Consider the following 12973-nt stretch of genomic DNA (forward strand, 5'->3'; position numbering starts at 1 on the left):
GAACGAGGGCGCAAGTCGCCGAAATCCAGGGCCTTCCCCTCACCGCATTGCCAATCCCCGCTTCCTGCGGCAGGAGGATGGCCCTGGATCCTGGACCCCGACATGACCCGATCCGCAAAGAACGCCGCCCTCCGGGCCTGGGCCCGGTGGCGCGCGGTCCTGCTGCACATCTCCGCGCCCAAGCTGCTCTTGATGGGCTATCTCAGCTACATGCTCCTGGGTTGGGCACTGTTGTCGCTGCCCGTGGCGCAGGCGGTGCCGATCTCGGCCATCGACACGCTCTTCATCGCGACCTCGGCGGTCTCGACGACCGGCCTCGCCACCATCGACCCGGGCGGCAGCTTTACGTTCTTCGGGGAGGCGGTTCTCCTTCTAATGATCCAGATGGGCGGCTTGGGCTATATGACGATCGGCGGCTTCTTGGCGCTGCACCTCGCCAACCGCTTCGACCGGCTGCGCGCCGAGACGACACGCCGGGCCTTCAATCTGCCCGACACCGTCGAACCGGCGGCCTTCGTCAAGGCCGTGGTCGTCTTCACCCTGATCTGCGAGGCCATCGGCGCGGCGGCGCTCTGGATCATATTCTCGGCCGAAGGGATCGAGGGGGCGCTCTGGTCGGCGATCTTCCATTCGGTCTCGGCGTTCGCGACGGCAGGCTTCAGCCTCAACCCGACCTCCTTCGAGAACTTCGCGGATCGTCCCGGCCTTGTCCTGACGTTTTCGGCGCTGTCCCTGCTGGGGGCGATGGGCTTTCTGATCGTGGTGGACTTCTGGCGCACCCTGACCGGGCGGACCCGCTATCTCGGCTTCACCTCCAAGGTGATCTGGCGCATCACGCTCAGCTTTCTGGTGATCGGAACCGCCCTGCTCTTCGTGGCGGAGCCGAGCTACCGGGGGATGGCGCCCGAGGATCGGCTGATGGCCAGCTTTTTTCAGGTTATGACGGCCTCGACGACCGTGGCCTTCAACAGCACGCCCATCGGCGCGCTGGCGCCGGCGGTGCTTGTGGTGATGCTCTTTCTGATGATCGTCGGCGCATCGCCGGCGGGCACGGGCGGCGGGCTCAAGACCACGTCCTTCGCGGCGCTCGTGGGCCTGGTCCGATCCACGCTCAAGGGGCGCGACCGGGTGCGGTTCTCCAAGCGAGAGATCCCGGACGAACGGCTCTAGACCGCGACGGCCTCGCTGGCCTTCTACATGGGGCTGCTGCTGATCGCGACCTTTCTGCTCTTGCTGTCCGATCCGGGGCTACCCTTCGAGGCGGTCATGTTCGAGGCGGTCTCGGCGATGGGGACGGTGGGGCTGTCGATGGGCATCACCGGCGAGTTGACGGGGCTGGGAAAGCTGATCGTCATCGTCCTGATGACCGCGGGGCGCGTCGGCATCCTGACCTTTGGCATGGCCCTCGCCTCCCATGACGAGAGCCGAGCGGAGGAAGCGGATAACGACCTCGTCCTGTCAGGGCAGACGCGGCCGGCAAGGTTTGTCCCGAGCGGCCGAGCAACCGACTCCGAGGTCGACCGGGCTGTAGGGTGGGCATCGCCATGCCCACCGCGGCGAGCGATACCGCGGGGAAGGTGGGCATAGCGATGCCCAACCTACGGCACTCCGCCAGGCCGGTCGGAGGGGCGAAGGCCCCACAACGCGCTCCTGGCCAATCCCGCCCCCACTGCCGCATCGCCATGTCTCCGGCCCAGCAGAGAAAACCGCACGCGCCGAACCCGGGAGGACGAGCACCCTCAGCCCGGCCCGATGCATGGCCCCAAGCCGGGTTTACCTTGCTGGGGGCAGCGTCCATCATTCGCCCATCTTCTATCTCAGAGGCCGCCAATGGACCTTCGCCCTCTCGACGACACCGTCTCCGTCGCCCCCCAGCTCGATCCCGAGGACATGGCAACGCTGGCCGCGGACGGCGTTACGACGATCATCTGCAACCGCCCCGATGCGGAGGTGGCGCCCTCCCACCAGGCCGCGGCGATGCAGGCGGCGGCGGAAGCGGCGGGCATGGCCTTCACGTTCAATCCCGTGGCGATGCCCCATCTGACCCTGGATACGGTCGAAGAGCAGGCCGACGCCATCGCCGGCGCCGACGGCAAGGTGGTCGCCTATTGCGCCTCGGGCACGCGCTCGGCGGTGCTCTGGGCGTTGGCTGTGGCGGGAAAGATGCCGGCAGACGACATTCTCGTCGCCTGCCGGTCGGCGGGATATCAGCTCGACGGGCTTCGGCCGCAGATCGAACAGCTGGCCCAGGGCTAGGTGCCCGTCCCCTGCGGTCACGACGCCGACATGCCGACTGCGCCCAGGGGAGCTGCGCGACTCGTCACCTCACCGTAAGCCGTCCGGTCGGATCTCATGGAAAGACTGCGACGGTCTTGCCCGAGCGTTTCCGAACGCCTCGACCGTCAAGCGGTCGGTGGCGGGCAAGCCACCCGCTCCGGCGCCGGACCCCGCCCTTGACCTCGCACGAAGGATACGCCCCAATCCGGGTCAGCGAAGGAGGCGTCAAATGGCAGATCCGCATGACGGGACAGAACAAGGGTCGGCCCGGCCCTTTGCTCCCGCCTCCAGCGACCCTTCCCGCCGCTGGCACGACATGGGCGGCACCCTCGCCGGACCCGTCCCCGGCGACGAGCACGACTTCGCTCTGTGGGAAAAACGCGTCGACGCGCTGGTGATCCTGTCCGGGCTCAAGGGCGTGTTCACCGTCGACGGCCTGCGCCGGGTGCTCGAGGACATGGGCGAGGAGGCTTTCGAGACGATGACCTATTACGAGCGCTGGGTCGCGGCGTTGAACCAGAACCACCTGGAGCAGGGCACCTATACCGTCGCCGAACTGGGCGCGAAGATGGAGGAAGTCCGCGCCCGCGGCGAGACCTACGCGGATGCCGCCGATGCCTCTTGAGCCCGGGACCCGCGTCCGCGTGAAGACCATGACCCCTCCGGGCCATATCCGCACACCGTTCTACCTGCGCGGCAAGACCGGCGCGGTCGAGCGCGTGCTGGGGCCTTTCGCCAACCCCGAAGAACTGGCCTATGGACAGGACGGGCGCGCGCTGCCGCTCTACCGCGTCCGGTTCCGCATGGCAGATGTGTGGGCGGACGCCACGACCCCGACCGACACGATCGACGCCGAGATCTACGCCCATTGGCTGGAGCCCGCCTGATGCCGCATGACCATCCCGACCACGACGACCATCTCAGCCCCTCGGGCCACCCCTACCGGCCCGACCAGGACACCGGCCTGAGCTATTGGCAGGTCATGGAGATCGCCACCCGCGAACTGATGATCGAGAAAGGCGTCGTGACGGCCGGCGAGGTCGCGGCCCAGGTCGAGGCCATGGACGCCCGCTCGCCCGCGCAGGGCGCGGCTGTCGTGGCGCGGGCCTGGACCGATCCGGATTTCCGCGAGCGGCTGCTGGCCGATGGCTCCGCCGCCTGTGCGGAGATGGGATTCGACGTGGGGCCGATGCGGCTGATCGCGGTCGAGAACGACGCGGCCACCCATAACGTCGTCGTCTGCACTCTCTGCTCCTGCTACCCGCGCAACCTGCTCGGCCTACCGCCGGACTGGTACAAGTCGCGCGCCTATCGGTCCCGCACCGTGCGGGAGCCGCGCAAAGTGCTGGCGGAGTTCGGCCTGGACCTGCCCGAGGACGTCACCGTCCGCGTCCACGACTCGACGGCCGACATGCGCTACCTCGTCGTCCCCGCCCGGCCCGCCGGGACCGAGGGGATGGACGAGGTGGCGCTGGCCGATCTGGTCACGCGGGACTCGATGATCGGGGTGGGCATCGCCAAGACGCCCTGAGCGTCCCGCGCGCGGGACGCCCGCGCTGGGGCGGCAGGCTGGTCGAAGGCTTTGCCCTTCACCGCCCCCGGATGCGCGGATCGAGCGCGTCGCGCAGGCCGTCGCCCACATAGTTGATCGACAGCACGACGAGGCTGATCGCGAGGCCGGGCCAGAACACCCGCTCGGGATATTGCTGCAAGTAGGGCACCCCGTCGTTCAGCAGCCGCCCCCAGGTCGGGAAGTCAGGCGGGAATCCCAGCCCGAGGAAGCTGAGCGCGCTTTCGGTGATGATGGCGGTGGCGATACCGAGCGTGGCAGAGACCATGATCGGAGACAGCACGTTGGGCAGGATGTGGCGCGTGATGATCCGTCGCGGCGGCGTGCCGATGGAGCGGGCGGCCAGAACGAATTCGCGTTCCTTGAGCGCCAGCACGTCGCCGCGCACGATCCGAGCGGTCTGCATCCATGACGTGATGCCGATGGCAGAGACGATCAGGATGAAGATCCCCATCTCGACCCCGAACACGGCCGTCAGCGGCTCCCGGAAGAGGAGCACCATGACGAGCAGCAGAGGCAGCAGCGGCAGGGCGAGGAACAGGTCGGTCAGGCGCATCAGGAGGCCATCGAGCCGTTTGAAATAGCCCGCCAGCACGCCGATCAGCGTGCCCAGAACGAGGCTCAGCAGCATCGCCGCCATGCCCACGGCCAGCGAAACCCGCCCGCCCTCGATCATGCGGGCGAAGATGTCCCGGCCCAGCTGATCGGTGCCGAAAGGGTGGGTGAAGGACATGCCCTGGTTGCGCGACCGGATGTTGGTCTTGGTCGCCTCCAGCGGCCAGAAATACGGACCCAGCACGACCAGCGCCACGATCAGGATGAAGAACCCCGCCCCGATCAGCGCGCCCTTGTGGCTTCGGAACTGGTCCCAGACGTCCCACCACTGGGAGCGTGCCTCGGTGTTGAGCAGGACCGGCTCGGTCGCCGCGAGGGAGGCGGAGGCGGCGGTCACGACCGTATCGTTGCCGGAATGGGTCGAAGGGTCTCGAGCGTCAGTCATAGCGGATCCGGGGGTCGAGGATGCCGTAAAGGACGTCGGCGATCAGATTGAACAGAACGATCAGCACGGCGAAGATGAAGGTCAGGGTCTGCACCATGGGCAGGTCGTTGGCCTGGATCGCGGTGATCAGAAGCTGCCCGATCCCGTTCACCTTGAACACCTGCTCGGTGATGATCGCACCGCCGAAGATCGCCGGGATGCCCAGGGCGATCACGGTGACGACCGGGATCATCGAGTTGCGGAGCACATGGACCAGGACGACAGCCGTCTCCTTGAGCCCCTTGGCGCGGGCGGTGCGGACATAGTCCTGGTTGAGATTGTCGAGCATGGAGGCGCGCATGAAGCGGCTCAGCTGCGACGTGATCTGAAGCGCCAGCACCATCACCGGCAGGAACATCTGCCGGACCTGGATCACGAAGCTGTCCCAGTCGGTGACCGCGTGGCGGGTATCGTAGATCGAGGGGAACCATTGCAGCTGGACCGCGAAGATGACGATCACGAGCACGCCCGAGAAGAAGGGCGGGACCGAGAAGCCGACCATGGTCACGAAGGTGCCGGCCTGGTCAAAGATCGAATACTGCTTGTAGGCCGAATAGATCCCCACCGGGATCGCGATCAGGATGGCGACGACATAAGCGGTCCCGACCACCCAGAGGGTCTGGGGGATGCGCTCGGCGATGGCGATGAAGACGGGCGCGCGGTTCTGCCAGGAGATGATCCGCAACTCACCCTCGGCGAAGGTCGTGCCGAACATGTGGTCGAAGACGTTGAGCGGCTCGACCCAGAAGAACTGCCGGATCCAGAGCAGGAAGCGGACGGGGGCGGGCTCGTTGAGGCCCAGCGCCTGGCGCATCTGCTCCTTGACCTCGTCGGGGACCGTGAGGGGGACGTTGGCCATCGGGTCGCCGGGGGCGAGCTCCAGCAAAAGGAAGATCGCGAGCGCGATGAAGAGCAGCGTCGGTATCGCGAAGAAAAGGCGTCGGATGGTGAAGGTCAGCATGGGCCGCATTCCGTCAGGGGGGGCGGGGAAACCCCCGCCCTACCAAAGGGAAGGACCGTCAGCGCGCTGCCGGTCCCGGTCTCGCAGTAGGGCGGGGTTTAACCCCGCCCTACCAGCGGGATCACCCGCCGATGCGGTACCAGTCGGCGATGTTCCACAGCTCCGAGTCCCAGACGTTCAGCTTGATGCCGCCCAGATCGTTGGCATGGGCCGAGAGGCGGCCACGGTGCACGAGCGGGATCCGCGCGCCGTTCATGATCTGCATGTCATTGAGCTGCTTGGCGATCTCGGCGCGCGCCTCGACGCCCGAAGTGCGGGCGAGTTCGGCCCAGAGCGCGTCATACTCTTCCATGCAGAAGCGCGTGATGTTCTCGCCCTGCCACTGGCTAGCCGGGCTGGGGATCTTGTTGCAGAGATCGCCGCCCAGATAGGCCTGCGGGTCGGTGCCGTTGAAGGTATTCGCGTACATCTCCACGTCGGCGTAGAACTTCTGGAAGGTGTCGGGCGAGCCCGCATCCCCGCCGAAGAACACGGAAGCGTTGATGTTGCGTAGCTCGGTCGCGATGCCGATTTCTTCCCACCATTCCTTGATCAGCGCCTGGAAGTCCTGACGGACGGCGTTGGTCGAGGTCTGGTAGAGGACGCGCAGCTCGACGCCGTCCTTCTCGCGCACGCCGTCGCCATTGCTGTCGACCCAGCCGGCCTCTTCCAGCTTGGCCTTGGCGCCTTCGAGGTCCTGCGTCGAGCAGTCGATCGTGTCGGAGTTGAAGATCTCCGGCGCGGGCACGAGGTTGCAGGTCACCCGGCCGGCCTGGCCGTAGCCGATCTCGACCAGCAGCGGCCGGTCGATGGCCATGGACATCGCCTCGTAGACGGCCGGATCCTGGAGGAACGGGTGCGGCCGGATGACCGAACGCTCGTCGGGGCCGAGCGCCGGATCGGGGTTGGTGTGGTTGAGCTCGATGCGCTCCACCAGCGGGCCGAAGCCCACGACCGGCTGGCCCTGGCCGCCCGCTTCCATCTGCGCGATCACCTCGGGGGCGAGTTGCAGGTTCCAGGCGTAGTCGAACTCGCCGGTCTGCATCACGGCACGGCCCGCCGCGTCGGCGTCGCCGCCGCCCTTGAAGTTGACCGTAGCGAAGGCAGGCTTGTTCGGGTCGCGGTAATTCTCGTTCGCCGCATAGGCGATCACGTCGTTGGTGCGGAATTCGGTCACCACGAAGGGGCCGGTGCCGATCGGGCCGAAGTTCTGCTCGGTGCAGGTCGAGACCGCCGCGCCGATGCAGTTCTCGAACTGGGCCTTCTGGATGATCGGGCTCTCGCCTCCGACGAAGGCGGTGTAGGGATAGGGGGTCGGCTCCTTGAAGTTGACGACCACGGTCAGGTCATCGGGGGTCTCGACGCTTTCAACCGGCTCGAACTTGGCGGCCTGGGCGCAGCCGCCCTCGGGATGGGTGCAGTACTCGTAGGTGAACTTCACGTCCTCGGAGGTGAAGGGCGTGCCGTCCGACCAGACGAGACCGGGCGTGATCTTCCAGGTGATCTGGGTCAGGTCCTCGGTGACGCCGCCATTCTCGACGGTCGGGATCTCGTCGACCAGCCAGGGCTGGATCGTGCCGGTCTCGTCGAAGCGCGCGAGCGGCTCGAGGATGAGCGACGCGGCCTCGATATCCTTGGTGCCGCTCGACAGGAACGGGTTCAGCGTGGAAGGCGCCTGCCAGTAGATGATCGAGACCTCGCCGTCGCGGCCCCGCTCTCCGACATGGCCGTCGGCCACGGCCATGGCTGGGATCGCGAGCGCGACGCTCGTCAGCAATGCTGTCCTGATGGTCATACGTGTGAACTCCCTGTTCGCGCGGTCCGGGCATTCTGTCGGGCCCAGATCCGCCAATAGATGCACAAGCGCTGTCGCGCCCGGACGCCCGTCCCGAGGGCCGGATGCCGATCAGACAAGCAGGTTACGCCGGGAATGCAAGCGTGATCGCCCTAACCGCGTCGTCAGGTCACCGGACCGGGCGCGTGACTTTACATCCCGCGCCGCCTCGTGTTCGCTTTCTCATCACTCCTTGAACCAGCCCGAGGCCCCATGCGCGACGTACTCGACGACCCCGCGACCGATGCCCCCGCCCCCGTCGCCCGCATCGAGCGGCTCAGGGTGGAGTTCGAAACCCGGGGCGGCACCGTCGTCGGCGTCTCCGATGTCAGCTTCGAGATCGCACCGGGCGAGACCGTCGCGGTGGTGGGCGAATCCGGCTCCGGGAAGTCGGTCTCGTCGCTGTCGCTGATGCGGCTGGTGGAGTTCGGCGGCGGCCGGATCGCGGGCGGGCGGCTGCTGTTCGACCGGGGCAAGGGCCACAAGATCATCGACGTGGCCGAGGCCGACCAGTCGGAAATGCGCGCCATCCGCGGCAACGAGATCGGCATGATCTTCCAGGAGCCGATGACCGCGCTCAACCCCGTCTTCACCGTCGGGCGCCAGTTGATGGAGGGCCTGCGCGTCCACAAGGGCATGGGCGAGAAGGCGGCGCGGGCGCGGGCGTTGGACCTGCTGCGCCAGGTCCGCATCCCCGAGCCGGAGCGGCGGCTGGACCAATATCCCCATGAGCTGTCGGGCGGCATGCGCCAGCGCGTCGTCATCGCCATCGCCCTGGCCTGCGAGCCGCGCCTGCTGATCTGCGACGAGCCGACCACGGCGCTCGACGTGACGATCCAGGCCGAGATCCTGGCCCTGATCGACCGGCTCAAGCGTGAGACCGGCACCGCAGTGATGTTCATCACCCACGACATGGCCGTGGTGGCGCAGATGGCCGACCGCGTCGTCGTGATGTTCCGCGGCACCAAGGTGGAGGAAGGCCCGGTCGAGCAGATCTTCGCCAACCCGCAGCACGACTATACCCGCGCGCTGCTGGCCGCCGTGCCCCGCCTGGGCGAGATGGCGGGCACCACCCTGCCCGCGCCGATGAAGCTGATGGGGCGCGAGGACCAGGATCTGACGCCGATCGAGGGCACGAACGAGCCGCTGCTCAAGGTCAAGAATCTCTGTGTCCGCTTCCCGGTCCGCGGCGGTCTGCTGCGGCGCCATATCTCCAACGTGCATGCGGTGGAGGACGTCTCCTTCACGCTCAACAAGGGACAGACCCTCAGCCTCGTGGGCGAATCGGGCTGCGGTAAATCCTCGACGGGCCGGGCGGTGCTGCGCCTGGTGGAGCCGACGTCGGGTGAGGTGAACCTGGACGGCAAAGACGTGATCGCCATGTCCTCGGCCGAATTGCTGCGCGCGCGCCGCGAGATGCAGATGATCTTCCAGGATCCCTTCGCCTCGCTGAACCCGCAGCTGCAACTGGCCGATCAGGTCGAGGAGCCGCTGGTCAACTACAAGATCGGCACCGCGCAGGACCGCCGAAAGATCGTTGCCAACCTCTTCGAGCGCGTCGAACTGCCCGCGAGCTTCATGCGCCGCTACCCCCACGAGCTGTCGGGCGGCCAGCGCCAGCGAATCGCCATCGCACGGGCGCTGGCGCTCAACCCCAAGCTGATCGTCGCGGACGAGGCGGTCTCGGCGCTCGACGTGTCGGTGCAGGCGCAGGTGCTGAACCTGATGATGGAGCTTCAGCGCGAACTTGGCCTCAGCTACCTGTTCATCTCCCACGACATGGCCGTGGTCGAGCGGGTCAGCCACCATGTCGGCGTCATGTATCTGGGCCGCATCGTCGAACTCGGCCCGCGCGCCGCGATCTTCTCGGACCCGCAGCACCCCTACACGCGCCAGCTGATGAAAGCGGTCCCGGTGGCCGACCCGACCCAGCGCAAGTCGGAGCGCGACCTGAACTTCAAGCCGATCCCCTCGCCGATCTTCCCGACGGACTACACGCCCGAGCCCTCGACCTATGACGAGGTGACGCCGGGCCATTTCGTGCTGCGCGGCGATTGGGGCGGCTTCTCCCGCAAAGGGGCCTGACATGACCGAGACGCTCTCCGCTCGCGCCATCCTCGACCGCCTCGTCGCCTTCCCGACGGTCAGCCGCGACAGCAATCTCGATCTGATCGACTGGGTCGAGGAATATCTGCGCGGCCATGGCGTATCCGCACGCCGGGTCTATGACGCGACCGGCAAGAAGGCCGCGCTCTATGCCAATGTCGGGCCCGAGGTCGAAGGCGGGATCGTCCTGTCGGGTCATACGGATGTGGTGCCGGTCGATGGGCAGGACTGGTCCACCGATCCCTTCACGGTCGTCGAAAAGGACGGCAAGCTTTTTGGCCGTGGCACTTGCGACATGAAGGGCTTTGACGCCCTGGCCCTGGCCATGGTCCCCTATGCGCTGGAGCGCGGCGTCACCCGACCGCTCCAGATCGCGCTGAGCTATGACGAGGAGGTCGGCTGTGTCGGCGCCCCGCCGATGATCGACGACATGATCCGGCACCTGCCCCGCGCCGCCTCGGCCGTGATCGGCGAGCCGACGATGCTGCGCCCGGTGACGGGGCACAACGCCTCGGTGATGTTCCGCATCCATGTGAAGGGCTTCGAGGTCCATTCCTCGAAATTGCCCGAAGGCGTGTCGGCCGTGCATGAGGCGGGGCGCATCCTGCATTGGGTGAACGAGATCAACGACCGCATCCAGGCCGCCGAGCCTGACCCGGTCTCCGCCCTCTTCGATCCGCCCTTCACCACCTGCCATGTCGGCATGATCCATGGCGGCACGGCCCATAACATCACCGCGAAGGACTGCCACCTGAACGTGGGCTTCCGCTGCCCGGCGGGCGACGACCCCGAGGCCTATGCCAGCGAGCTCGTCGCCTTCCTCGACGACCTCAACGCCCGGCTTCGCGCCCGCCACCCGCAGGCAGGCATCGACTACGACCGCAATTTCGGCGTCCCGGGGCTCAAGCCGGAACCCGAGGGCCGCGCCGAGAGCCTGATCCGCCAACTCACCGGCGATAACGGCACCCATGTCGTCACCTACGGCACCGAGGCCGGGCAGTTCCAGGAACGCGGCTATTCCGCCGTCGTCTGCGGGCCCGGCGATATCGCGCAGGCGCATCAGCCCGACGAGTGGATCGCGGTCGATCAGTTCGAGAAGGGCGAGGCCCTGCTGCGCCGGGTGGTCGATACGCTGGTCTGACGCGGCGCGCGTGGCGGCGCCCCCCGTGATCCTGCGCGCCTTCAGGCGACGACGGGCAGCGCCGTGGCCGTGTAGTTCAGCGTCATCTCGCGCCCCAGCACCGGGTCGCTGAGGCTGCCCCGGAATTTGGACGCCGGACGGACACCGCCGATGGCCGGAACGGTTCCGCAGAGCAGCGCGCCGCTCTCCAGACCGGCGCCGGCCCGCAACTCCTCCAGCGGCCGGATCTGGCCCAATGTGCCGTCCTGGTAGGGCACCCAGGCCCCGTCCTCTTCGATCCAGGAGCGCAGGGCGAGCCGGTCCGCATGCGCCGCGACCTCGGACCAGCGCCACAGTGTCGTCGCGCAGGGCTTGGCACAGATCTGCTTGGACGCCGCAACCGAGACCGCCTCCAGCCCGCGATCGGTGTGGTCCGAGGCCAGGCCCAGCCAGACCTCTCCATCGGCGAGCAACAGCATCGGCTCCGCCTCGCCCGACGTCTCGGGGCCCAGCACCTCGATCTCCTCCGCCTGGGTCAGCAGGGACGCCGCGCCGCGATAGTAGAGAGGCACCTGCGAGGGCGGCGCCACGCCGATGGCCGCCAGTTCCTCGATATGGTGCTGGACCGCCGCCGGGTCGCGCCCGGTCCAGCCCGCGACCACGAGACGATCGACCGCGACGCGCAGCGGCCCATCCTCCGTCTGAAACTCCATCTGTCCGCCTTTCCTCGGGGCGCCCTGCCTTGCAGCCGCGCGCGCGCTGGTTACGTTAGCCGCGAAACGCCTAGGAGTGCCGCCTCATGCCCGTCAAGAACCGCTTCGCCGAACTGCTGCCCGAGATCACCGAGTGGCGCCGCGATCTGCACCAGCACCCGGAGATCCTGTTCGAGACCCATCGCACCGCCAAGATCGTCGCCGACAAGCTACGGGAGTTCGGTTGCGACGAGGTGGTCGAGGGGATCGGGCGTACCGGCGTCGTGGGCGTCATCAAGGGCAAGACCGATAGCGGCAAGGTGATCGGCCTGCGCGCCGACATGGACGCGCTGCCGATCCACGAGCAGACCGGCGCGCCCCATGCCTCCAAGACGGCGGGCGCGATGCATGCCTGCGGCCATGACGGGCACACCGCGATGCTGCTGGGCGCGGCCAAGTATCTCTCGGAGACTCGCAATTTCGACGGCACCGTCGTCGTTATCTTCCAGCCCGCCGAAGAAGGCGGCGGCGGCGGCAAGGAGATGTGCGACGACGGAATGATGGACCGCTGGAACATCCAGGAGGTCTACGGCATGCACAACTGGCCGGGCCGCCCGGTCGGCAGTTTCGCCATTCGCCCCGGCCCCTTCTTCGCGGCGACCGACCTGTTCGAGATCACCCTGGAAGGCAAAGGCGGCCACGCGGCCAAGCCACAGGAGACCGTGGACACCACCCTGATGGCCGCGCAATTCGTGACCGCCGTCCAGAGCATCGTCTCGCGCAACGCCGACCCGATCCAGAACATCGTCGTCTCCGTCACCTCCTTCGAGACCTCGTCCAAGGCGTTCAACGTCATCCCCCAGCGGGTCGAGATCAAAGGCACCGTCCGCACCATGGCGGCCGAGATGCGCGACCTGGCCGAAAAGCGCATCCGCGAGATCGCTAATGGCATCGCCGCGACCTTCGGCGGGACCGCAAAGGTGGACTACCAGCGCAACTACCCGGTCATGGTGAACCACGAGACCGAGACCGAGCACGCCATCGCGGCGGCCCGCGCCGTCTCGGGCGATTGCGACGAAGCGCCGTTGGTCATGGGCGGCGAGGATTTCGCCTTCATGCTTGAGGAGCGTCCGGGCGCCTATATTCTGGTGGGCAATGGCGACACCGCCCCGGTCCATCACCCGGAATACGACTTCGACGACGAGGCGATCCCCGCCGGCTGCTCCTGGTGGGCGGAGATCGTCGAGCGGCGGATGCCCGCCGCCTGAGCACGCCTTTGCGGGCCCGGGATCCCGGGCCCGCATCCTCCAAGCCCGGCCTTGCACCCCGGCGGGG

General features: G+C 67.4%; 11 protein-coding genes and 1 pseudogene. 8 read left to right on the top strand and 4 right to left on the bottom strand.

Annotated elements, in window-relative coordinates; genetic code table 11:
- Positions 1-210 precede the first annotated feature (210 nt).
- From DTQ71_RS06835 to nthA, 5 genes and pseudogenes are all read left to right on the top strand, one after another.
- A pseudogene (locus DTQ71_RS06835) lies at positions 211-1587 on the top strand (TrkH family potassium uptake protein).
- Positions 1588-1830: 243 nt separating this feature from the next.
- Positions 1831-2256 carry a protein tyrosine phosphatase family protein gene (locus tag DTQ71_RS06840; protein WP_109563523.1) on the top strand — a complete coding sequence of 142 codons (426 nt, stop codon included), beginning with the start codon at positions 1831-1833 and terminating at the stop codon, positions 2254-2256.
- A gap of 337 nt (positions 2257-2593) precedes the next feature.
- Positions 2594-2902 carry an SH3-like domain-containing protein gene (locus tag DTQ71_RS24760; protein WP_109563777.1) on the top strand — a complete coding sequence of 103 codons (309 nt, stop codon included), beginning with the start codon at positions 2594-2596 and terminating at the stop codon, positions 2900-2902.
- Entirely contained in the window at positions 2892-3164 is a 273-nt protein-coding gene (locus DTQ71_RS24765) for an SH3-like domain-containing protein (protein WP_342768109.1), read from the top strand. Before DTQ71_RS24760 ends, DTQ71_RS24765 begins: the two co-directional genes overlap by 11 nt.
- Complete coding sequence (gene nthA, locus DTQ71_RS06855) at positions 3164-3808, top strand: nitrile hydratase subunit alpha (RefSeq protein ID WP_109563525.1); 645 nt, start codon at positions 3164-3166, stop codon at positions 3806-3808. The genes DTQ71_RS24765 and nthA overlap by 1 nt, the downstream gene beginning before the upstream one ends.
- Before the next feature lie 58 nt (positions 3809-3866).
- Here the strand turns inward: nthA and DTQ71_RS06860 are convergent, their stop codons facing one another.
- From DTQ71_RS06860 to DTQ71_RS06870, 3 genes are all read right to left on the bottom strand, one after another.
- Positions 3867-4847 carry an ABC transporter permease gene (locus DTQ71_RS06860; protein WP_109563526.1) on the bottom strand — a complete coding sequence of 327 codons (981 nt, stop codon included), beginning with the start codon at positions 4845-4847 and terminating at the stop codon, positions 3867-3869.
- Positions 4840-5847 carry an ABC transporter permease gene (locus DTQ71_RS06865; RefSeq protein ID WP_109563527.1) on the bottom strand — a complete coding sequence of 336 codons (1008 nt, stop codon included), beginning with the start codon at positions 5845-5847 and terminating at the stop codon, positions 4840-4842. Before DTQ71_RS06865 ends, DTQ71_RS06860 begins: the two co-directional genes overlap by 8 nt.
- A 121-nt stretch (positions 5848-5968) precedes the next feature.
- Entirely contained in the window at positions 5969-7681 is a 1713-nt protein-coding gene (locus tag DTQ71_RS06870) for a peptide ABC transporter substrate-binding protein (protein WP_109563528.1), read from the bottom strand.
- A 252-nt stretch (positions 7682-7933) separates the two neighbouring features.
- Here DTQ71_RS06870 and DTQ71_RS06875 point away from each other — a divergent pair, with 252 nt between their 5' ends.
- On the top strand, positions 7934-9805 hold the full coding sequence (locus tag DTQ71_RS06875) for an ABC transporter ATP-binding protein (protein WP_109563529.1): 1872 nt from the start codon (positions 7934-7936) through the stop codon (positions 9803-9805).
- 1 nt (position 9806) lies between these two features.
- Complete coding sequence (gene argE / locus DTQ71_RS06880) at positions 9807-10967, top strand: acetylornithine deacetylase (RefSeq protein ID WP_109563530.1); 1161 nt, start codon at positions 9807-9809, stop codon at positions 10965-10967.
- 41 nt (positions 10968-11008) lie between these two features.
- Here the strand turns inward: argE and DTQ71_RS06885 are convergent, their stop codons facing one another.
- Positions 11009-11659 (bottom strand): DUF2848 domain-containing protein, encoded by a 651-nt coding sequence (locus DTQ71_RS06885; RefSeq protein ID WP_109563531.1) that lies wholly within the window; start codon positions 11657-11659, stop codon positions 11009-11011.
- Positions 11660-11745: 86 nt separating this feature from the next.
- Here DTQ71_RS06885 and DTQ71_RS06890 point away from each other — a divergent pair, with 86 nt between their 5' ends.
- The gene (locus tag DTQ71_RS06890) at positions 11746-12906 is read left to right on the top strand and encodes a M20 aminoacylase family protein (protein ID WP_109563532.1); all 1161 of its coding nucleotides are present in this window, start codon (positions 11746-11748) and stop codon (positions 12904-12906) included.
- Positions 12907-12973: the final 67 nt, after the last annotated feature.

This window comes from Jannaschia seohaensis (genome assembly GCF_900116765.1).
Lineage (GTDB): Bacteria > Pseudomonadota > Alphaproteobacteria > Rhodobacterales > Rhodobacteraceae > Jannaschia > Jannaschia seohaensis.